This is a genomic window from Desulfoluna sp. CLI2B (assembly GCF_056847375.1).
In genome coordinates this window covers 4445534-4466618 of the sequence record NZ_CP186557.1, presented here as the reverse complement: position 1 = coordinate 4466618, position 21085 = coordinate 4445534, and the positions used below count along the sequence as shown (strand labels likewise).

Genomic DNA, 21085 nt, shown 5'->3' with positions numbered 1-21085 from the left:
GGCCTTGAAGCGGCCCAGCGTCTTTGCGAGTACATGCCATGAGAAGGAGGTGTAATGAACAGCCCGTTAAGCAGTATCCATGAAGCATCCATGAGCATTCTTGAGACCCTCGGCGTCCGGATCCACCATCCGGAGCTGCTGGAGATGCTCTCGGATCGCGGTATTCGAAGGGACGGCGATACCCTCTTTTTCACGCGGGCGCAGGTGGAGTCCCTCATCGCCTCAGCGCCGTCGGAGATCAGGCTCCACGCGGCAAACCCTGCATATGACATGGTGCTGGGGGGAGATCGGACGTACTACGGCGCGGGCTACGGGTGCCCCTCCATCCTTGATGGGGAGGGCGTGCGGCGAAGCGCAACCTTTGAGGATTACCTCACCTTCCTGAAGCTTGTGGAGAGCAGCCCGGCTTTTTGCCTCAACGGCGGGGTCCTTGTGCAGCCATCGGACATCACCCCGGAGCACAGCTTTCCCCTGATGCTCCGCGCGGCCATCCTGCACAGCGAAAAGTGCCTCATGGGCATGCCGGGGCATGGCCGTGAGGTGGAGATTCTCATGGAGATGATGGCCATTGCCCGGGGAGGGAAAGAAGCCCTTGAGGCAAAGCCCCAGATCATCACCCTGGTCAACGCCACCAGCCCCCTTCAGTTCGACAGCATCGCCCTGGAGACCATGGAGGTCTGCGCCCGGTACAGGCAGCCGGTGATCATCTCTCCGGGCCCCATTGCCGGTGCCACGGGACCGGTGACCCTGGCCGGAAACCTTGCCATGGGCAACGCAGAGGCCCTGGCCGGTGTGGCCATCACCCAGCTGTTGAGGGAGGGGACCCCGGTGGTGTACGGGCTCCAGGCCACCACCGCGGACATGGCCACCGGCGGGGTCTCCATCGGCTCGCCGGGCTTCTCCCTTGAGGCCATGACCACAGCCCGCCTGGCAAAACGCTACGGCCTTCCCTGCCGCGGCGGTGGAGCCGGAACCGATGCCTGCTGCGTCAATGCCCAGAGCGGCTATGAGAGCATGATGTCCCTTATGGTCTCCCGTCGTGAAAAGGTGAACCTGATGCTGCACAGCGCCGGGATTCTCGATGCTTACGGGGCCATGAGCGTGGAGAAGTTCATCACCGACCTTGAGGTGATCTCCATGGTGGAGTACCTGGAGGGCGGGTATGAGACCGCCATCGACGACCTGGCCGTTTCCGTCATTGAGCAGGGGGTAGATGGCGTCCCCTTCCTGGCCCACCCCCACACCCTGAAAAACTGCCGCACCACTCCCTGGATCCCGTCCGTCAGCTGGCGGGGGCCCCTGAAGGGCCGTACGGGAAAAGAGGTGTTCGACGACCGCATCGACGCCGCCCGTGATCGCCTGCTGAGCGCATATAAACCGCCGCACCATGAACCGAACCGTCAGAACCAACTGGACACCTTCCTTGAATCATTGGGCATACCCGTCGGCCATACGGCAGGGTAGTGCCCGGCCAAAATGACATGAAGATGGAGGAACAGATGAAGACAAATCAAACGGATCGTCCCTGGCATCAACGCATAGAAATCCCGGTCGTCTTAAGCACCCTGGCCGTTGTGCTCGCTTTTTTCTCTTGGGCATTCACCGACACCGACGGCATGGGCGAGGTCATGAACCGCGCCTTTAAGGTGGCCACCCATCAGTTCGGCTGGCTCTATCTGCTGGTGGGCTTCCTCCTTGTGATTTTTGCCTTCTGGCTTGCCTACGGCCGCTACGGTGAGATCAAGCTGGGAGGCCCGCAGGACAAGCCCGAATATTCCTATTTCTCCTGGTTCGCCATGATCTTTGCCTGCGGTTACGGCGTGGGCCTCGTCTACTGGGGCGCTGCCGAGCCCCTCTCCATCTTCAAGGCCCCTCCCTTCGGGGTCGAGACCGGAACCCCCGAAGCAGGGGTGCTCTCCCTGGCCTACGCCTTTTTTCACTGGGGATGGACGCCCTGGGCCATCTACATGGCCATCGGTGTGCCCATGGCCTATTTCATGCACTGCAAGGGCGCAAGCCCCCGCTTTTCAGCCGCCTTTCGGCCCCTTATGGGGAACCGCGCCGACGGGTGGGCTGGCAAGGTGATGGACTCGTTTCTCGTCATCGGTGTCATCGGCGGCGTTACCACGGCAACGGGGCTCGGCATCATGCAGCTTGCCTCCGGCCTCAACTCCCTATTCGGGATCCCCGAGACAAAGATGGTCTATATCCTCATCGCCGTGGTCTGGATCTCCATCTTTACCTTCAGTACCGTCAGCGGCATCGACAAAGGCATCAAGGTTCTCAGCAACATCAACATCCCGCTGGCCATGGTTCTCATGCTGTTCGTCTTCTTCGCAGGACCCACCATTTTTCAGATCAACATGGGCATGGACGCCTTCGGTCTCTACCTGACCAACTTTTTCAAGATGAGCTTCTGGACCGACTCCGTGAGCAAGGGGGGCTTTCCCCAGGGGTGGACCATCTTTTACTGGGCCTGGTGGATTGCTTCAGCCCCTGCAACGGGCTTGTTTGTGGCCAACATCTCCAAGGGGCGGACCATTCGTGAGATGGTGCTCGTGCACATGTTCGTGGCCCCCATCGCCACATGGCTCTGGTTCACCGCCTTCGGCGGCACCGCCCTCTATCAGGAACTCATCGCCAAGACCGGCCTGGTGGACTCCATGGCAGAGACCGGCACCGGCGGCGTGGTCTTTACCATGCTTGAGCAGCTCCCCATGGGAAGCCTCATGGCCGCAGCCTTCTTGATCCTTGTGGTGATTTTTCTCTCCACCACCGTGGATTCGTATTCATACGTCTGCGCCCAGGTCTCCACCCGCTCCGATGCAAACCCGGATCTGCCCCCCAAGGGAATTCGCGCCCTGTGGGCCATCGTCATCGGCCTTTTAGGGATCACCCTTGTCATGGTGGGTAAGGGGATCTCAGGGCTTCAGCTCTCCTCCATCATTGCCTCGCTGCTCATTATCTTCATCATGGTGGGCATGTGCGTCAGCATGGTGGTGTCCATGCGAAGGGACGACCCGCTTATTCCCGATTCCGAGGAGTGCGGCCCGGCCCCTGAGGTGCAGGAAAAGGAGCCTGTGAACGCTTGATATAACCTTGGATGACAAAGAATAGGGCCTTGCCTCCGGCGAGTCGCTTTTGGAAAAACGTACCGAAAGGGCCGTCGGAGGGTGGTTCCAACGGAAGAGTCACTTTGCAGTCACCCCATCACAGAGGAGAACGATCATGTCTAATCACGATGCCATCATGGCCTCATTGATGTCAGGAGATACCGACCAGCTCATTGATCGGGTCAACAGCGCACTGGACACCGGCATTCCCGCAGTGGAGATTCTGAATGAGGGGCTGATCTCCACCATGGATATCGTGGGTGAGAAGATGGAATCCGGCGAGATGTTTATCCCCGAGGTGATCATGTGCGCCCAGGCCATGACCTCCGCCGTGGAAGTTCTTAAACCCCGGCTGGGCGAGGGGGACAACCGCAACGTGGGCACCCTTGTTATCGGCACGGTCAAGGGCGACCTGCACGACATCGGCAAGAACCTGGTGCGTATGATGCTTGAAAGTTCGGGGTTTGGGGTGGTGGATCTGGGCGTGGACGTGGAGCCCGAGGCCTTTGTGGAGGCGGCCCGGAAGCATGATGCGGATATCGTGGCCCTGTCGGCCCTTCTTACCACCACCATGCCCATGTTGAAGAAGACCATGGACGCCTTCGAGGAGGCGGGCCTTCGCGATTCGGTAAAAATCCTCATCGGCGGCGCGCCGGTGAACCAGGGATTTGCCGACGAGATCGGTGCCGACGGTTACGCCCCGGATGCCGGTTCCGCCAGCAAGCTGGCCAAGGCCGTGGTGACAGCATGAGTCCCTGTGCTTTTGGCAGGGGGACAGGCCCATGACATGAATTGATTGAACAAAAAAAAACGAATGTTTTTGCCGGATAAAAGCAGATGACCAATCTGCCGCCGGGTAAGGCATCGTTGTGCCTCTGGCCCATGGAGAAGGGGGGCGATCCTGTGTGGACTGTGACGTTGAAAGTGCCTGTCCACAGGGAAGATCTGCCCCCTTTCTCAGGGAGTCATCACCTTTTTATGTCAATGATGTTTTGCAGGAGGTGTTTGCACTTTTCACAGCCATTGCCTGCCCCTGTTGCCTCCATCATCTTTTCAACGGTATCGGCACCCCCATGGAGGGCATTCACCGCATCGTCCATGGTCACATTTTTGCACCCGCAGGCGATGGACAGGATGTGCTCGATCTCGCCGATACAATTCCCGCATCCTGTGCCTGCGCCGGTGATTTCCTGGATCTCTTCCACTGTGCGGGCTCCGCTGGCCATGGCCTTCCTGATATCTGTGTAGCTGACCTGGTTGCAGTGGCAGACAATCCTGTTTACAGGGATGAGAAGGACCCCCAATACGAGGGGCTCGTCATTTCGGACGGAGTGCATTTTTCCGGCCGGTGCCGTAAACACATCCCCGACATTCAGCTTGAATTCTTGATCTTCCACGATTCCAACGCCAGAGCCCTGGATGCAATAAAACACCTCATCCTGGGTCGGGTGCTCGTGCAACGGCACTTTCTCACCTGGTTGAATATGATATACTTTCGCTTCAATTGTTTTTTTCAACGTCTCTATATCCATTTTCTCACTCCTTGTTTCTCTTTTTTGGGGGCGCTTTTATGGCGGTTTTCATAAGCCAGCTTCGGGTGATGACATCACCATGGCTCGTCGATGCTCTGCCTTTCGGCCTTTGCATCATTTTTTGCCCCGGGGTAAGTGGTTGAAACCAAAAGCGCCTCTGATGTGGGGCTACTTTAGCCCGTACAACGTGGAGAAAAAATAACATTTGTTATGTTTTTGGTTTGATGAGTTCCATACAATGAGTCCGGCAAACAGAAAGGGTTGGTTATGGTTTCACCCCGTCGTTGCCTGATGCCGGATAACCCGGCGATGGGCTGCGGCTGCTGATTCGGCAGGGGGATGATCATGTGGTTGTTGGACTGAATCCATTGGCGGGAACGTACGAAGCGGTAAGTGAGATCATGGGGGCGAGATGACTGAAAGACCATACGGATTTCCGGACCACCAGAAGGTAAACATCATCATTGAAGGGATGAACACCTGCTGGAAAGAGATCCTTCACATGGCGACCCTGCAATCCTTTGCCAAGGGGCAGGTGGTGGACCAGGCGGCCGACGGGGTCTATCTCATCAAAGAGGGGTGCCTGAGCTACAGCTGCTATCTGGACAGCGGCGAAAAGCGTATTTTGTATTTTGTGGGGCAAGACTCCCTGTGCAATGAAGCCGGTTGCATGATTCACCACAAGGACTGGGTCTCGTTCGAGTTCCTGGCGGATACCCAGGCCTATGCGTTTTCACCGCGTCAATTTATGGATACCGATTTTGTCCGCACATACCCGGAGCTGTCCATCAACCTTTCCCAGTACATTATCTACAAGCGGATCTACCTCAGCCATTTCGTGGCAAACCTGTCCAGAAAAGCACAGCCATTACCGGGGTCGCTGAAATCCTTTTCCAGCTTTATGAAAGAGACAACGAGATCACCATCAGCCAGCAGGACATCGGCAATTTTCTCGGCCTCCACCTCATGACCGTGTCCCGAGCCCTGGCCCAACTGCGCAGCGAGAATATCATCGGCAAGATCACCAAGAACAAGTTTGAGATATTCGATGTCGAGGGCCTTGCGGACTACGCAGCATGGTGAGCCATTCTGAATGGTCTTTGCCGCTTTGCGATACTCCTTCGTGAACGATCTCGAATAGCCGTTGTACGGTTGATGCCAAGTTTAATCCTTGCGGTTGTCATGAATGAGGAATACATTCTGGTTTTTGTCAGGTCTCCCCAAGCTATGAAGAAAGAGAAAAAAATGAATGATTTTATCACACCCAAAAATCACAAAGCGTTTAAGGCACTGGTTCTCTCATCACACATCGATGACGAGGTAAAAGACTGCGCCATTGCCTACATCGACCCCCGGGGCGGTGGCCCCGACCCCGACCACACTCATCCCCATGACCACCTGTTCACAGTGATTGCAGGCGAAATCGAGATCAGGATGGACGGAGAGACCTTTGCAGTTACAGAAGGCATGTCCCTGAGGGTTCCGGGAGAGACACGCCACTCCGTCTGGAACATAGGGCCCACCACCGCAAAGGTCATGGGGATCTCCCTTCGGAAGGAATAACGCATCCATCCGCTTTGTGTAAGCTGCCCCGGATTTCCCGTCACCCCCTGTTTTTCCGGGCCATTTTCTCCTGTTCGCCCTTGTAAAACGCCACAATGTGCTCCATGGCCTGGTACTGCCGCTCCAGGAGATCCTCCGTGATGGTGCGAAGGCCCCATTTCTTGAAGTCTATCTGAAGGCCGTTTCCTCCCGGCGCCTCAGCACCCTCCAGTTCGGAAAAGAAGGCGCCCACGGACGTGAGGAGGCGATGAACGTCTTTGATGGCGTCACAAAGCTCGGGTATCTCCGATCCCGAAAACATATCGGGGCCGGGTTGGCTGTCCGATGAGATCATGGTGAACCCCCATTTTTTTGTGAAGAGTAAATAGGCACAGGACTGCCCGGAGCCCTTTACAGAGCCCCGCGAACCATGGCATGGAGTGAGGCTGTATCTGGCCGCCCATCTCATAGTCATCAGTGGTAAAAGTAGAATAGAGATGGGACTCCGGGGTCCTTTACCGCCCCCCGTGAACCACCAGCCCGTAGGGTTCACTCTGTGCACCATGATCGCGACTCGTAAGTGGTAAATAGAAATCTGGCTGATCGGGTCACAACAGGACACACGAGACAATCGGACATAGGGCTCACTAGATGGACCCATGCCCATTACCTGTGATCTCCAATCACTACTTCCTGCTCACAAATCACTATTTAAAAATAGGCCATTTATAAAGGCGGTTGCGTTGATGGACGGGGCGCAGGATTGCGCGTGACGAGGAAAATACGACTTGAAATGGGGGTGGGGGTGGTGTAAAAAACCGTGTAGCCATGACGACCTCCTGTGGAAGGTTGTTTTGGTCAGGCCTGGCAGGATGTTGCTGCATCCTGTCGGGTCGCATCTTGAATTCCATGATTACCGTAATAACTAGTTATTACGTTCCACCCTAATTCCATCCTTTTTGCGTGTCAATAGTTTTTTTGTTGGTAAATCCCGCTGTTATTCATTTCGAAAATCACCGAATCAATTCCCCTCCCGGCATTTTCATCCTCATGATACCTTGCGGGCCTGTTTCCCAGTCCCGGGCTCACCGTTCATTCTATCTATCCCAAAAAAGATTACTCCCCTCTTTGGATCTGTGAAAGCATCCAGATCAGGTGTTCAGGTTGGTGTGGGAAACGATGACAGATAGGCATGTATGTTGATGAGAAAGAGAAATTTTTACAGGTTTACAGCTTGTTGTCCAAAGTTCTCTTTTAGGGATAGTAAGTTTTTGAGTTGAAAAATGGAGGTTTACGGCGTATGACTAAAAAAACTGTTCGGGCCTTGGTGCTCAGGGCACAGGTTCCTGTCTGGTGGAAAAGGTCCTGCGCATTACTCTAAAGCCGTTAGCCTGGATATTTCACGTGTCGAGTGCACCCATATTCAAGGCATCAGAGCTGCAGAAGTCGTAGTTTTATAAAAGCTCTGATAACGCAGAAGATGGGTGTACTCGGATCGCCGAAGGGTGAGAAAATCAAACAGCAAACGTCGATTTACATTTTGCATTTTCTAAATAGCTAAGATTTTTATTGTAGCTATCTGAAACCATGATGTTTTCGTTCTGGCTGGTTGTTTTCTCACGAAATATGCGGGTTAGGTTGTGTGCGAAGCCATTTTGCTTGGGGGTACTAAAGGCCAAACATGGAAATGAGCGAGTATCCAGATGCAAACAAAGAAAATTTTCCGTGTATCGCCGTATTAAAGGACAAACACGGAAAGTGTAATCGGGGTGTATCAATACCCTGTGTGGTTGGTGACTACATGGTGGGTTGGTTCGAAATTTGAATAATATCAAATGGGTTTTATGGGTGAGATGCTCGCTGTTTCTTTGGTGTGCAAGCTATCTGGGTGTTGAGTGTGCCGGTCGGCAGTATTGAACAGCAAAAAGTGGAATCTGAAACGGGTATTTTTCCACTTTATCCCTTTGAATATCCGATACCCTGGAAAATTGTCAATTTTATAGGGGTGATACATGGTAAATTGTCGGGGTATTCGTAATGTTATAAACAATATCGGAGAAGTATCATATGTTTGAACAATTGCTCAATGTAGGGCAGTTATTAATTTCAGTATTGCCTGTCATACAAACTGATAAAAAACGTTCAATTGGGATTGAATTAAGTAACTTTCATCGTTATTTATCACTTCTATACAATAATGGTGTTACAATATTAGAATCATTTACAAACCATAACAACGGTCAAGATATTGACATTGACCAGATCAAAATACTGCTTCTTGAACAACAATATTTGATACCAAAATTACAATCATTCTTCGAAAACGAAGATGTTCAAACAATTCTTTCGATAAAGGCACCAGAAATTAAGCCTCTTAAGTACCTTTTATTCCGTAAAGGTTTTCGAATTAAATTTTATTTGGATGAAATAGATGAGAATGAGAGGCGTTCTTCGGAAGGGAGCAGAATTGATTGGCTTCGTCATGACCCAAGCATTGAAGTTCCAGAACAACCTAATATTGAAAATTCAAAATCTGAATTGGAAAAAATTTCCGATATAACGGAACAATTAAGGTGCTTCTTAGTAGATAACTTTGAAATACAAGAAATAATTTAAGTAGTTTATAACAAGTCACTTATACGGACCGCCTACAGCTGGCCGTTGGTTGCTTCGAACGGTGGCGCGGCGGCCGCATAGCTCAACGTTAACCGACTTTAAGGATATAGTAATTTCATGAAAGCGGAAATCCTTGATAGGCCGCCCCTGTCTGGAGATTTTGAAGAACACAATTTTTCAATGTCTGGGAATACATTGTGGGTTAAGTTTCTTGATGAGGATTATTTAGAATGGGTTGGTGTATTCAGTCAAAGCGGGTGGAGTTCTTTTAACTCTGTTTTTCGTATACCCAATGAAAAAATATTTTTAGTCGTTGCAGGTGGGCAGGGATATTTCGTTGATCCTAATAAGAGAGAAATTATCTCAACAACTGAATGGGATGGGATTGACAACATACTTTACAACGACGAAACAGGTTTTTTAGTAGCAACTGATGGCCTGTGCCTCGCGCTATTTAAGGGGCCTAAACTAAAATGGTCAGGCGAAAGAGTGTCGGCTGACGGCATTAGTTTTACGGGTCAATCAGGGCCGATAATTAAAGGCTTGCTAAATGACCTTACTGATGAAGGGTGTAAATTTACATTTAATGCAATCACACGTGAGTTCAAATCCGCATGGATATTATCCGAGAATTGGGGTTAACAAGTCGCTAAACTCGGATTGCCAAAAGCTGCGCCGCTTCGCTCTGCAACTTTTGGCAACCGGTTAGCTCAAACGTTACATGCTCTTTTGATTAGGTGGCTTATGTCTGAATTTATTAATTATCTAAAACCTTATGCTATAAAAGTCATTGAAAATAGCGGTAAGTTAGAACCGTATGAGTTTGTAGCTCAACTTGAAAAAGAATACATCCGAGCTGGTGGTGATTGTGAATGGTTTTCCGAAAACAAAGGAACAATAGCCATTAAAGCAAAATCACTAATTGATGCATCACTAACTGAGTGGTTAAAAAAACAATATGATTCTTATCCTCATAAAACGAGGCGTAATGGGCAGTCAGTTATTTGCGGTAAGGTTTCAGCTCTTGAAAATTTATCTGCGTCATCTATGTATTCATATTCTGTAGAAAACGGGTGGTCATTGTGGCAGGCTACTGGAATAGAAAGTGGAAAAAAATTGCAAAAAGTTCATCTTCAAGATGAAACTGAACCCTATTATGTTGTTTGGACAAAAGATGCAATTGGCATACGCCAATACAATATAATCGATTTTAGTTGGGAGCCGAAAAATAAGTTTCGAGTAATAATAAAAAAGAGTCTTGAAGGACATGGTTTAGGTTTTGGTGGAGCCAAACCCATTACTATTGGAGCGGTTCATTATCCATCAATAATAAGCGCCTATAATCGCATTCTTCCTGACGTATCTTACTCAACAATATGTTCGAGGCTAAGGAGTGGTATGTCTTCAAAAGATGCTTTTTATACACCAAACAAAAGAATTAATTCTGATATTAATAAATTAGGTGTGCGTATAAAAAAGGGGACTTGGATTAGGCAACGTAGAAATATATCGTGAAATATTCGCTCTGGCGAGCATGTAACAAATCGCTTTAGCGGGACAGCCAACCGCTGCGCGCTTGGTCCCCTCGCTCCGCTCGGCTGCCCCTAAGCTCAAATGTTATGTATTAATCCCATTACGGTGAACCATGAAACAAAAGTGTCTGTATATAAGCAGTTTTCTTGTAGTTTTTTGGTTAATTTTTGTTGGTATAAACCAGCAAGAGTTTTTCACTAAAACGCGTGATCTAACAATTTTTCAAAACCACTTAGATGATCTAAAAGAATTCGAATCCAAAGGTGTAGATATCATAGACACTGGAGGCCTTTTTAAAAAAGACAAAAAATACACTTTGGGTGAAATAGAATACTATCAAAAACGATTTGAAAGTAACGTGTATTTTATCGAATATTTTATAGTTAGTGCCGTTACGATTGGTATAGGTTTATTTTCATTTTTTATATGCTATTTGATCGGTTTAATGGTCAATAACCATATTGGAGCTTTCAGACTATCTGTATTACTTTCATTTTGTTGGTTAACTGGAGTGATATTTGAACAATACTATTGCTTTCATTATGATATAGATTTCATATTGTTGTTTATTTACGGTTTAGCACCCATTTGTATTTTCTATGGCGTAATTTGGGTAATTAAAGGATTTACAAAACAAATACATAACAAATCTAATTCAGCCGACGCAAAAAACCGCGCGGCTGATTAGCGGCGTTATGCATCAAATGGATCAAAATGATCACTGATATTCGAGATAGCAAAAACTTAGAAATCTATCTTGACCAAATGGTAGAGGTTAGGGCAAGGCTTGAGTACATTGAATCATACTCAAACCCCGAAAAAAACAGATTCTTAATTGAATCTAATGCCTTGCAGATCCGTAAGCTGATTGAACTAATGGCTTTTTCTTTAATAGCCATTCACCGAAAAAAGTACAAAGGGTTCAGAGAAAGGTTGGAAAAAATTATAAATCCGATTGGAATGGCAGGGATATAATTACAAACATATTGAAGTTAAACCCGGATATGTTTTTTAAAGCAGTTGAAAAAGACCCAGTAGTTCAAAACGATGGCACGAAACAGGTCCGGTTAAGAAATGAGACTGAGTGCTATACATTAAAGAGGCTTGCAAAGCTTTATGATCGTTGCGGTGGTGTCTTGCACGTTGAAAATCCTTGGAAGCAGTCAAATAAGGTCACCCAGTTCCATCAAGAGCTACCATCAATAAGCAGAAAGCTAAAAAACACTCTTCAAGATCATGTGGTCCTGGTGAACCACCTGAAAGAAAGTGAGTCGACGGCGGTCATTTTTAATCTGGGTAAAAATTCTGAAAAACCAACCTATTCACTTGCTCACGGGCAAGGAAATTTTGTCTTTGGGAAGGCATAACAATTGGCTTATGGCCGACCCCAAAAAGCTGGTCACGTCCTTCGTAACTTCAAACGCCGTCCCTATCAGCTTTTTGGGTCGGCATAGCCACGCGTTGGGCGCCTATCTACCGCCAAGGATGTAAGGGATTTAATGAAGGAATTTAAAATTTTAAAAGGTTTTGTCGAGAACGAAGATGATGACGATGAAATTTACTTTGCCCATTCTGCATCTTTAAGAATTTTCGGTGAAATACCAGACTTAAAAGAAATTTCACATATTTTGGGTTTCGAACCAACGTCTTCTCACCGAAAGGGGGAGAAGCGTGGAGAGAAGAGTATACCTTACAAAGACGATATGTGGCTTTACCAAGCCCAATTAGATGAAGAAGAACCACTTGAGAAGCATATTGATTTACTTTGGTCAAAGCTAAAACCGCATAAACAGTATTTGTTAAAACTCAAAGAGAATCTACATGTCGATGTTTTTGTGGGTTATCGCTCAAATTGCGATCACGCTGGAATCGAAATTCCACACACATCACTTGAATTGTTTTCTGAACTACAAATACCATTTGGTATGTCAATAATAGTTACTTAAGCGCCCAACAAGCGCTTCCACGCCGACCGGCCGCAAGTGCGGTTTTTCAGGCGGCATCACTTAATGACGGTCGCCATTTTTCAAACACTTTCACTCATCAGCGCCCGTCGGGTGAAGCGCGGCGTTAGCTTCTGAAGGATAACCAATTGGAAACAAATGAATGTTATGTCTATTACGCAATAGATGGAGATGGTTTCAATCCTGACGAGGTAACAAAAGCAATGGGATTAGAACCAACATCCACAATAAGGAAAGGTTCAAAAATTCCAAACGAAATCCCCAAGTTTAGTTGCTGGAAACTATCAACGGGAAGGGTCGTTAAAGAAATAATTGATGTCGAAACCATGGTTTTAGATGTAATTCGGATATTGCATACAAAAATCGATACAATTAACAGCATAAAAAAACGGTTCAACGCCACAACGCGCCTTCAAGTCGTTTTGTGGATTTCAACTGATGAAAATCAATCTACACCAGCAATAGGCTTTGGTCTTGAAATTATTAATTTTTTAGTGAAGACAGGCGCATTCATAGATATTGATACATATAAACATTAAAGCTAACAAACGCATAGTAAGGGACCGCTGGCGCTCCGCGCCAGTCCCCTCGCTCCGCTCGTGTGTCATGAACGAGAGACTGCGGTCTCTCCTGTTGTATTAACGATGAGGGTACGCCCCTCGGACTCGATCACCAGAGATCGGGGCCAAACCGCCCTGTGCGGCTTTTATTAAGAGTGATGGTCGAGAGGATAGAACCTACACATTTTCAATAAATAATTACATTAGGAAGAGGGGATAGACTTTTTATAATCTTGTGTGCAATCAACTATGAGTTGATCCAATAATTCGGAAGAGTGGCGTAGGTACTTGGATTATTTCGAACATAATTTGATTCGTGTGCATAACGAGGGGGTGTTTGATGTCCGAGATGAAGTGTGTAATTTGTGGTAAAAAAGTAACATGGTGGTCTGGAAGATTTGACTGTGAAATCCCATATTGTAAAACGTGTTTTCGCCAGGAAAGAGACAAAATAATATCCGGGGATAATCAATTAGCTCCTGAGTGCTCGGAGTTTCACGGTGAAAATGAAATTCTACAAAGTGATTCTCATGAACTAATGTCTAACACCATCGAATCAAATTATGGCACGGCACTTTCAATTTCGGCTTTGATGTCGACCATAGGGTGGCTCATTGTTGTGATTGGTTTGGTAGCGATCGTCATAGGTTTTTCTGAAGGATCGAGAAGTGGTGTTTCGTTCATTGCAGCTTTACCTGGTATTGGAATGTCAATATCCGGTTTCTTTCTTGTTGCCTGTGCTCAAGTCACCAAAGCCGTTGTAGATAATGCTGACCAAACAAGAGAAATTCTCAATATACTTAAAGAAAGGTCCTAATACGATTCGTGTATTTATTCATTTAGCAAGGTGGAGAGGGCAAACCTACACCTTTTACAAAATGAATCCATTCAAAATGTTGGTGGGCTATGTTGTGCCCCAACTAATGGAAACAGTGGGGAATGGGTGAGGGAAACGGGGCGCGTCTTGACATTGGACAAAACGAAACAAAACAGGTGGCATGCTTTTTAATCAATATAAATATCTGCCATAGCCTGCCTCAAGCAGCCTAACGTTCTCCCTCTAATCAACTATTTGGCAGCTTTAGAAGCACCTGGCCAATGGGGAGATGATGGCGCTTCAAGCATCAGATGGGCACGCTTCGCTTTGCCCATCCTACGTGTATAGTCCCGCTGCTGTTAACGGAAGATATGCGGAAACGGGAGCGAACGCTCTAGACTATCATAGGCACTCTCTCATTTTGCTGAAGCGAACATAAATATCAATATGATAGGAATTATAATGGAAGCATGGCCTTTTGATCAGGCGTCAAACGTAGCTGCTATCACAACTCGTCAAGTTCTTGAGGATGGACATCCCATTTTGAGAGTTACACATTACTCTGATGACCACTCATGGGCATTTTTATGCGGAACAACAGATAATACAGACGATGGTAGGATTGTAGGTATGGGGACGGCCTTACAAATTGATCCCTCTCTCCGTGACATTGCTGATTTACCCGTTGGTTGGTGTGCCTGGCGTAAATCTGTTGATTCTCCCTGGCAAAGGGCTAAAGATCCATCTGCTTAACAATTAATTGCGAGGAAGGGTAAGAGTGAGAGAGTAAGAGGACAGGTTTTTTAAGCTATATAAAGTACAAGCCTTAGTCCATCTCAAACAGCCCCACGCTCTACCTCCAACCAAATTCTTTTGCGGTTATAGAAGCGTCCGGCCAACGGGAAGATGACGGCGCTTCAAGCATCAGATGGGCACGCTCCGCTTTGCCCATCCTACATGTGTAGGTTTGCGAATATTGGCAACCACATCTGCTGGCGACGGTTCACCTGGGGGGCATGAATTCCGAAGACGACATCCGACTGAGGTACCGTTTCTTTGTGGTGAGGACGCAGAGTTTCCGAAGGGGGCACTACCGGATCAGGTTTTCGTGCCTTTCAGCCGACATCAGGGATATTAAAACGCATCACAAAAAGAGTTTGTTCCTTGCCGTCTCTGGTTCAATGAAAACCGCTATGGCTTTGATCTGTTTGGCATGTTAAAAGCGTCAACACGCCGAGAGCCGAGCGTATCCATCTTCTGCGTTATCAGAGCGTTGAGGTAGGCAACGGCATGTGCAGCTCCGATGCCTTGAATAGTGGGTACACCCGACTTGTGAAATACCCGGGCTAAGTGGTTCGTTGCACGGAAAAAAAGTGTTTTAAACCAAGCTTATATTAAAGAATCAGGAATATTGCTATGTCAGTTGAAGAGATGATGTGTCCCAAATGTAATTCACCTTATGCTTATCCCGATGGGTTCATGTGGGTATGCCCTGAATGTGCTCATGAGTGGGCAGCTGATGAGGCTTCTGATGGCTCTTCAGAAGATGCTCCCAAGTTTCTTGATGCCAATGGCACTCCGTTGCAGGATGGAGACACGGTCACCACCATCAAAGATCTCAAGGCCGGAAAAGACACCGTGAAATGTGGTACGAAGGTCAAAAATATCAGGCTTCTTGATGAACCTGTAAATGGACACGATATCTCCTGTAAGGTTACAGGCTTTGGTGCCATGTATCTCAAATGCTCTGTTGTCAAAAAGGGCTAAGAGAGAAGCAGAGAAACAGGGGACAGGCTCATTAAGCTGCATAACCCACCTCAAACAGCCCCACGATCCACCTCCAACCAACTCCTTGACGGTTTTAGAAGGGTTAAGCCTATGGGGAGATGACGGCGCTTCAAGCATCAGATGGGCACGCTTCGCTTTGCCCATCCTACATGTATCGTCAGGATTCAGGTGTCCGAAGGTCTGGGTGAAACAGGGCTGGGGGTGTTTTGAGCGGGGCATCTCCTGCCCGATACCATGGGGGTAAGGCGACAGGTTCATGATGACCATAGACATCATGAACCTTGTTTTATTTCCGGCCTTGTTTCTGTAGGCTCAACGGTTTACGGTTTCATGGCCTTTTCCATGCGCCGTATGGCATCTCTTTCCGCGTTGGCTTCCTGAATGATCTGCCAGCGACAGGTCATGGATTCGGGGACGATCTGATACGCTGTTTCCATGGTTTCGATGGACCGTTTCAGGCAGGTGCGGCATGGCCCCTCTGACCGTTTTTTCTGTTTGCGGAATGCGCTGTATGGCTTCTGCTTCCAAATGTTGCTGAAATTCACCTCCTGAATCGTTCCCCAGTGGAGGCTCTCTTTCGGGGCAGAACGGCCATGGGCCCAGTGGCGGACTTGCCCGGTGACGGGAAGGCTTGACATAACGCAGGGTGCCACGGTGCCGTCAGAGGCAATCACAGCGGATTTTGCGATGTTTTCCGTGCAGTGATTGAAGAGCATGAAAGGGGATACCAGGTGAAACCGCAGCACGTTCTGAAGGCCGGCAATGGAGCGCATGTCATAGAGCTTCCGCTTCAGATCATCCCACTCTTCCATGGTGTCGGCCAGGCAGGCCTCCTTCTGGAGCTCGGGCCGCGTGACCAGGGACAGTGAACTGAGAACCACCTGATCAACATGGAGCTGCCTCCAGAAGGCCGGATAGGTGTCGAAATGGGACAGGCTCGACCGCAGCAGCATCTGGGCGATATGGATCCTGGGAAACGCGGTGTGTCTTTCTGCCTTGTACTTCTGGATGGTATCGATGCAGCGGATGACCTGCTCCAGGGAGGTGCCCTGGCGAATGGGGTCATTTTCTTCACCGCTGCAGCCGGCAGTGGAAAAAGCGATGAGGTCCAGGCCCATATCCACCAGCGTTTCCATGGTGTCGTCATCCAGCATCGTGCCGCTGGTGGTGGTGCCGACCTTGAATCCTTTATCTTTTAAGTTTTTGATGATGGATACCAGTCGCGGATGGGCAAAGGGCTCTCCCCAGCCCTGGAGATGGATGTAGGTCTTCGGGTGAAGAAAGGGGAGGACGGCGTCTATCTGTTCGGGGGCAAGGAACCTGTCTTCCCAGCACGCTTTGTATGCGGTCTGGGGGCAGTAAATACAGGCATTACCGCAGACAGAGCTCACTTCAATCTGCAGCCAGTCAAGGCGAGTGCGTTGCCATGGTGTTTTCCACATACGACGTCCTCCTTTGCGGGTCCTTGAGGTGCCACATGGATGACTCGCACCGCAATTTCCATACGGATGCCAGTTTTTTTGCTCCCGCGACGGCGGGCGGCAGCCGGATACCGAATGGTAAAAAGAGAAAAGAGAACGCAAAAATCGGCGTACACTAGTGCTATTTCTGCCATATCAAGACCGGTCATCGATTCGTAAATTCAAGCCATGCGGATGCCGAAGGCTTTATTTTTGCCGTGCATGAGCTGCTGGCCGCCAATCGCGATATGGCCAACCCGCAGCTGGCAACGCAGGTTCACCGGATTGCCAGGCAGCACCTGGACAATGGGAATCTTTATGCAGCGGAAAAAAAAGAGGCCAATGACCTGCTCCTCGGCCAGTATGAAGACTGGAAAAAGAGGGTGCGTGACACAGACGACCCGTTTCTCACCGCTGCGAAACTGGCCGTGATCGGAAATATCATCGATTATGGTGCCCATAGTGTCAGCCGTGACATCTCCGCTCAGATTCAGGGCTTTCTTCAGCAGGACCTGACCATCGATATGCGTGGGGAATTGAAAGAGGCGCTGTGCCGTGCGGAAAGCGTTCTCTACCTCGGTGATAACTGCGGGGAGGTGGTTTTTGACAAGCTGCTCATCGAGACCCTGGGGCATCCGAATATCACCTTTGCCGTGCGCGGCAAGCCGGTCATCAATGACGTGACAGAAGAAGATGCCGGGTATGTGGGCATGGACCGCGTGTGCCGCGTTCTTTCCAATGGAGCGGATGCGCCGTCCACACTCATGGATTTCAGTTCGGATGAGTTCAAGGATGCGTTTTACGGGGCGGACCTGGTGATTTCAAAGGGGCAGGGGAACTTTGAGGGGCTGATGGAGAGCGATCATCCGAACATCTTTTTTCTTTTGATCGCAAAGTGTGCCCCCATTGCTGAACTTCTGGGTGTGGAGAAGAACAATATGGTGATTGTGAAGCGTTAGCCCGTGTATGTCATGAGTAAATGCCAACGCTGAAACAACATGTCGTTCATGGCTTGCTGATCGATTTCATCATGCGCATGGACTGGGCAGCAGATATCGCAGATTTGGAAGGCCCATGGTCCTGTAACATCCAGCACAACCACGGACTCAACACAGATCTGCCAACACCCGATACCTACAGTGAGGACGCAACCGTTTCATTTGATCATGTTTTCGAAGATTACGATAAACCATTGCGAGAACATGGCCTGCAACTGGGGTTTATCGACACAGAATCAGATGAATACATCGTTCTTTTGCATAAGGTTCAAGATACAAACAGGGTTGAACAGGCTGTGAACAAAATGGGGTTTGACTATTATGAAAAATAAGAAATGGGGAAAAGGGATTGCCTTCACAATCATGACGGCAATCATAGGGCTTTTGTTCTTGGTTTCTCCGTCCTTTGCGTCTGAGCTGAAGACAAAAAACTACACCATCACCATTGAGACCCATTGTGAGGAGGGTGTTGTTTCATGTGGCGATGTGACTTATGTCGGCACCCATAACAAAACAGGTAAATCCATCATGCTGATGGGGTCCACCTGGCATTCAATGTGTGCCGATGGCGTTACGCCCAATCGTTTTATCGGGTATCGCTTTAAAAATGGTGATATTTCCTATCTCGTGTTTGAGGAGGGGCTGTTGGAGGTTTACCGTGGGGATGAGTTGCTGCTGAGCGAAGAAGGGACGTGGACGTATTAGCCCGGATATTTCATGAGAAAACGTCCACCCCAAACCTATAAGATACCACTACAGCTGGTTACTCGCGAAATATCCGGGGTCGCCCATTGGGAAGCAGCGCCTGCATGGGCAGGATACGCAACTTGTCCATAATCAGGTATACGGGCTCTTACGAATGGTCGAGCTGCTTGTCCTTGAGCATCCTTCGGTTACGCTCCTCCCATTGGGCACGGGCCAGGGCCTGCATGTCGGCGATGGTGTCCACCTCATCCATGATTTCCATCCCCAGCAGGGTTTCAACAATGTCTTCAATGGTGATAACCCCAGCGGTCCCCCCATACTCATCAACCACCAGCGAGATGTGTTCCTGTCGTGTGAGCAGAAAGTCGAATATCATCGTCAGGGATGTGGTTTCCTGAACGGTAATGATTTCTCGCTTCAACTCAGAAATGGGCTTGGAATCCTCTCCCTTGGCTGATGCCAGCAAGATGTCATTTTTCATGACATAGCCGGTGATGGTGTCAATGTTGTCACTGTAAACCGGAATTCTTGAGAAAATTATATGCGGATGGGTTTCGATGACCTCCTCGGAGAGCATCTCTTCTTTCAGGGCAAACAGCACCGTTCTCGGTGTCATGATGTCCTTGACCTGCAGGGAGTTGAACCGGAAGAGGCTTCGCAGGATGCGGGCTTCCTGTTTTTTGATCTCTCCGGATTTTTCCCCGAGCTCAGCCATGGCTGAAAATTCTTCCCTGGAGAAGGCGTGCGGCGCGGTTTCAGGTGAAAAAAGCCGGGTGATGTACTTTGATATCCAGACAAAGGGCAGCATCGGGGGAATAAGGTACATCAGCATCAGCGACACGGTTCCGGCAAGCTGTTTCCAATAGGTGGCACCCAGGGATTTGGGGATGATTTCCGATACGATCAGGATCAACAGGGTCAGTATCGCAGAGATGACTCCAACATACTGGTTTCCGAACACCGCTGCAGCCTGTGCACCTGCTCCGGCAGCGCCCACAGTGTGGGCAATGGTATTGAGGCTCAAGATGGCGGCCAGCGGCCTGTCGATATTCTGTTTGTAGTCATTGAGCCGCTTTCCGACCTTTGGATTTTTTTTCTCCACAACACCGATATACGAGTGCGGTATGCTCAGAAGGACCGCTTCCATCATGGAGCAGGCAAAAGAAAAAAACAGGGCGATGGAGATGTAAACGAAAAGTAAGGTCATGTGGGGTGCCTTTGAGTTGATCCTCGTTAAACAAAGTTATCCTGCAAGATATCAGGGATTCAGACATGATTCAATATGACTTTAGGGGGCGGGCGGCGGGAAGCCGTGGGAAAGGGATTCGTGCAGGGACGGAATTTGCCTGAGTCCGGATGACCACTTATAACGGATTTTTATTGACTTGGACTGGTCGTTTTCTCATAAACTATCCGGGTTAGGGGGTTTCAATGATCAGAGAGGCTTGTGATTCAGATTGCATCAATTTAGCGGCACTCTCTTTGGGGGTGTGGCTTCAAACATATTCCGCTGACGGCATCTGCATGGAGAATTCAAGATTTGTCTTGTCTACTTTCAATGAAGAGTATTTTATGCAGCGCCTGCGAGATTCCAGATACCGGTGCCTGGTCTTCGAAGAGGGGATGTATATCAGGGGGTATGCGCTCATCAATTTGGAATCTCGGTTCCAACGTGGCGTGAGTGGGTTTGAAATTGAAAAACTATACGTCCACTCCCCTTTCCAGGGGCGTGGCATTGGCCGGAAGCTGTTGGACGAGATAAAAGAACGGTTTGGGGACAGATTCTGGTTGTACACGTGGGTCAGGAACAAGTCTGTGGGGTTTTATGAAAAATGCGGATTTGAGCATATCGGCACCCACCGCTTTGCCTTTGGGGATCATACCATCGAAAACCATGTGCTTGGCTATGTCGGTTCATCGTGATTCCATCGGCTTTATCCGCACCTGTGCCGTATTTTCGGTGGCCATTGTGGTTTCAATGGTAACGGAAAATTAACCTTGTCGTACCTTGCTGCACGTTAGCCCGGATATATGTTACCTCCTTAAGGATAAGAATGAATGATTGCTTACTGTGGAATTGACTGTTCGAAATGCAAAAGCTATATAGCAACTCAGTCGGGTAAACGTGAAGAGTTGGAAAAAGTTGCCCGAAATCTGGCGCAAATCTATCAGGCTGAAGTCAGACCGGAGTATGTTGTATGTGACGGTTGCAAAGAAGACAAAAGACATTCCTTCTTTTGCAGTAACAGATGCAAAATGCGGCCGTGTTGCATTGGGAAAAATTATACGTCCTGTGCCGAATGCTCCGAGTTTCCGTGTGCTGAGTTAGAATGTGAAATCAAGAACAAACCAGATGCATGGGAGAACCTCGAAAAAAGGGTGTGAAACCTAACTTCGCCGGGGCCGATGTCGATGGGCAAGGTGAACTTGTTTCCATGGTTACGGGACGCCCTAAAA

General features: G+C 48.8%; 26 protein-coding genes. 22 read left to right on the top strand and 4 right to left on the bottom strand.

The window, feature by feature from the left end:
* The first annotated feature begins 54 nt into the window (after nt 1-54).
* From ACOYW2_RS20810 to ACOYW2_RS20800, 3 genes are all read left to right on the top strand, one after another.
* Nucleotides 55-1464, top strand: coding sequence for a trimethylamine methyltransferase family protein (locus ACOYW2_RS20810; RefSeq protein ID WP_482767830.1), 1410 nt, complete (start codon nt 55-57; stop codon nt 1462-1464).
* Between the two features lie 35 nt (nt 1465-1499).
* Entirely contained in the window at nt 1500-3092 is a 1593-nt protein-coding gene (locus ACOYW2_RS20805; RefSeq protein ID WP_482767829.1) for a BCCT family transporter, read from the top strand.
* Nucleotides 3093-3228: 136 nt separating this feature from the next.
* On the top strand, nt 3229-3864 hold the full coding sequence (locus ACOYW2_RS20800; protein ID WP_482419843.1) for a corrinoid protein: 636 nt from the start codon (nt 3229-3231) through the stop codon (nt 3862-3864).
* A gap of 217 nt (nt 3865-4081) precedes the next feature.
* Here ACOYW2_RS20800 and ACOYW2_RS20795 read toward each other — a convergent pair whose 3' ends face one another.
* Entirely contained in the window at nt 4082-4645 is a 564-nt protein-coding gene (locus ACOYW2_RS20795; RefSeq protein WP_482767828.1) for a (2Fe-2S)-binding protein, read from the bottom strand.
* 412 nt (nt 4646-5057) lie between these two features.
* Here ACOYW2_RS20795 and ACOYW2_RS20790 point away from each other — a divergent pair, with 412 nt between their 5' ends.
* The 3 genes from ACOYW2_RS20790 to ACOYW2_RS20780 all read left to right on the top strand — a co-directional run bounded on the left by ACOYW2_RS20790 (nt 5058) and on the right by ACOYW2_RS20780 (nt 6208).
* Nucleotides 5058-5615: a Crp/Fnr family transcriptional regulator gene (locus ACOYW2_RS20790; RefSeq protein WP_482767827.1), complete on the top strand. Its 558-nt coding sequence runs from the start codon at nt 5058-5060 to the stop codon at nt 5613-5615.
* Nucleotides 5513-5728, top strand: coding sequence for a helix-turn-helix domain-containing protein (locus ACOYW2_RS20785; protein WP_482771067.1), 216 nt, complete (start codon nt 5513-5515; stop codon nt 5726-5728). Before ACOYW2_RS20790 ends, ACOYW2_RS20785 begins: the two co-directional genes overlap by 103 nt.
* A gap of 162 nt (nt 5729-5890) precedes the next feature.
* Nucleotides 5891-6208: a cupin domain-containing protein gene (locus ACOYW2_RS20780; RefSeq protein WP_482767826.1), complete on the top strand. Its 318-nt coding sequence runs from the start codon at nt 5891-5893 to the stop codon at nt 6206-6208.
* A gap of 40 nt (nt 6209-6248) precedes the next feature.
* Here the strand turns inward: ACOYW2_RS20780 and ACOYW2_RS20775 are convergent, their stop codons facing one another.
* Entirely contained in the window at nt 6249-6542 is a 294-nt protein-coding gene (locus ACOYW2_RS20775) for a hypothetical protein (protein WP_482767824.1), read from the bottom strand.
* Between the two features lie 1712 nt (nt 6543-8254).
* On the opposite strand from ACOYW2_RS20775, the gene ACOYW2_RS20770 reads away from it, so the two are divergent.
* The 11 genes from ACOYW2_RS20770 to ACOYW2_RS20720 all read left to right on the top strand — a co-directional run bounded on the left by ACOYW2_RS20770 (nt 8255) and on the right by ACOYW2_RS20720 (nt 15444).
* A complete protein-coding gene (locus ACOYW2_RS20770) occupies nt 8255-8803 on the top strand; it encodes a hypothetical protein (RefSeq protein ID WP_482767823.1) in 549 nt (182 codons plus the stop codon).
* Nucleotides 8804-8920: 117 nt separating this feature from the next.
* Entirely contained in the window at nt 8921-9445 is a 525-nt protein-coding gene (locus tag ACOYW2_RS20765) for a hypothetical protein (RefSeq protein WP_482767822.1), read from the top strand.
* Between the two features lie 102 nt (nt 9446-9547).
* Nucleotides 9548-10318, top strand: coding sequence for a hypothetical protein (locus ACOYW2_RS20760; RefSeq protein ID WP_482767821.1), 771 nt, complete (start codon nt 9548-9550; stop codon nt 10316-10318).
* 130 nt (nt 10319-10448) lie between these two features.
* Complete coding sequence (locus tag ACOYW2_RS20755) at nt 10449-11024, top strand: hypothetical protein (RefSeq protein ID WP_482767820.1); 576 nt, start codon at nt 10449-10451, stop codon at nt 11022-11024.
* A 26-nt stretch (nt 11025-11050) separates the two neighbouring features.
* Nucleotides 11051-11311, top strand: a complete 261-nt coding sequence (locus ACOYW2_RS20750; RefSeq protein ID WP_482767819.1) for a hypothetical protein — start codon at nt 11051-11053, stop codon at nt 11309-11311.
* An 11-nt stretch (nt 11312-11322) separates the two neighbouring features.
* Nucleotides 11323-11703, top strand: a complete 381-nt coding sequence (locus ACOYW2_RS20745; protein WP_482767818.1) for a hypothetical protein — start codon at nt 11323-11325, stop codon at nt 11701-11703.
* A gap of 132 nt (nt 11704-11835) precedes the next feature.
* Entirely contained in the window at nt 11836-12282 is a 447-nt protein-coding gene (locus tag ACOYW2_RS20740; protein ID WP_482767817.1) for a DUF4279 domain-containing protein, read from the top strand.
* A 146-nt stretch (nt 12283-12428) separates the two neighbouring features.
* Nucleotides 12429-12839 (top strand): DUF4279 domain-containing protein, encoded by a 411-nt coding sequence (locus ACOYW2_RS20735; protein ID WP_482419831.1) that lies wholly within the window; start codon nt 12429-12431, stop codon nt 12837-12839.
* Between the two features lie 361 nt (nt 12840-13200).
* On the top strand, nt 13201-13677 hold the full coding sequence (locus ACOYW2_RS20730) for a hypothetical protein (protein WP_482767816.1): 477 nt from the start codon (nt 13201-13203) through the stop codon (nt 13675-13677).
* Nucleotides 13678-14139: 462 nt separating this feature from the next.
* Nucleotides 14140-14430 carry a hypothetical protein gene (locus ACOYW2_RS20725; protein WP_180139094.1) on the top strand — a complete coding sequence of 97 codons (291 nt, stop codon included), beginning with the start codon at nt 14140-14142 and terminating at the stop codon, nt 14428-14430.
* Between the two features lie 663 nt (nt 14431-15093).
* Nucleotides 15094-15444 carry a zinc ribbon domain-containing protein YjdM gene (locus tag ACOYW2_RS20720; RefSeq protein WP_482767815.1) on the top strand — a complete coding sequence of 117 codons (351 nt, stop codon included), beginning with the start codon at nt 15094-15096 and terminating at the stop codon, nt 15442-15444.
* A 341-nt stretch (nt 15445-15785) separates the two neighbouring features.
* Here ACOYW2_RS20720 and ACOYW2_RS20715 read toward each other — a convergent pair whose 3' ends face one another.
* Nucleotides 15786-16907 carry a radical SAM/SPASM domain-containing protein gene (locus tag ACOYW2_RS20715; RefSeq protein WP_482767814.1) on the bottom strand — a complete coding sequence of 374 codons (1122 nt, stop codon included), beginning with the start codon at nt 16905-16907 and terminating at the stop codon, nt 15786-15788.
* 173 nt (nt 16908-17080) lie between these two features.
* Between ACOYW2_RS20715 and ACOYW2_RS20710 the strand changes: the two genes are divergently transcribed.
* Genes ACOYW2_RS20710 through ACOYW2_RS20700 form a run of 3 tightly spaced genes read left to right on the top strand, consistent with a single transcriptional unit; the run spans nt 17081 to nt 18628 of the window.
* Complete coding sequence (locus ACOYW2_RS20710; RefSeq protein ID WP_482771066.1) at nt 17081-17884, top strand: damage-control phosphatase ARMT1 family protein; 804 nt, start codon at nt 17081-17083, stop codon at nt 17882-17884.
* Nucleotides 17885-17904: 20 nt separating this feature from the next.
* Nucleotides 17905-18255, top strand: coding sequence for a DUF6630 family protein (locus tag ACOYW2_RS20705; RefSeq protein ID WP_482767813.1), 351 nt, complete (start codon nt 17905-17907; stop codon nt 18253-18255).
* Nucleotides 18245-18628, top strand: coding sequence for a hypothetical protein (locus ACOYW2_RS20700; protein ID WP_482419828.1), 384 nt, complete (start codon nt 18245-18247; stop codon nt 18626-18628). The genes ACOYW2_RS20705 and ACOYW2_RS20700 overlap by 11 nt, the downstream gene beginning before the upstream one ends.
* Nucleotides 18629-18776: 148 nt before the next feature.
* Here ACOYW2_RS20700 and ACOYW2_RS20695 read toward each other — a convergent pair whose 3' ends face one another.
* Nucleotides 18777-19835 (bottom strand): CNNM domain-containing protein, encoded by a 1059-nt coding sequence (locus ACOYW2_RS20695; RefSeq protein WP_482419827.1) that lies wholly within the window; start codon nt 19833-19835, stop codon nt 18777-18779.
* Nucleotides 19836-20059: 224 nt separating this feature from the next.
* On the opposite strand from ACOYW2_RS20695, the gene ACOYW2_RS20690 reads away from it, so the two are divergent.
* Together ACOYW2_RS20690 and ACOYW2_RS20685 are read left to right on the top strand one after the other, a co-directional pair.
* Nucleotides 20060-20551 carry a GNAT family N-acetyltransferase gene (locus tag ACOYW2_RS20690; RefSeq protein WP_482767812.1) on the top strand — a complete coding sequence of 164 codons (492 nt, stop codon included), beginning with the start codon at nt 20060-20062 and terminating at the stop codon, nt 20549-20551.
* A 135-nt stretch (nt 20552-20686) separates the two neighbouring features.
* Nucleotides 20687-21013: a DUF3795 domain-containing protein gene (locus tag ACOYW2_RS20685; protein WP_482767811.1), complete on the top strand. Its 327-nt coding sequence runs from the start codon at nt 20687-20689 to the stop codon at nt 21011-21013.
* The last annotated feature ends 72 nt before the right edge of the window (nt 21014-21085 follow it).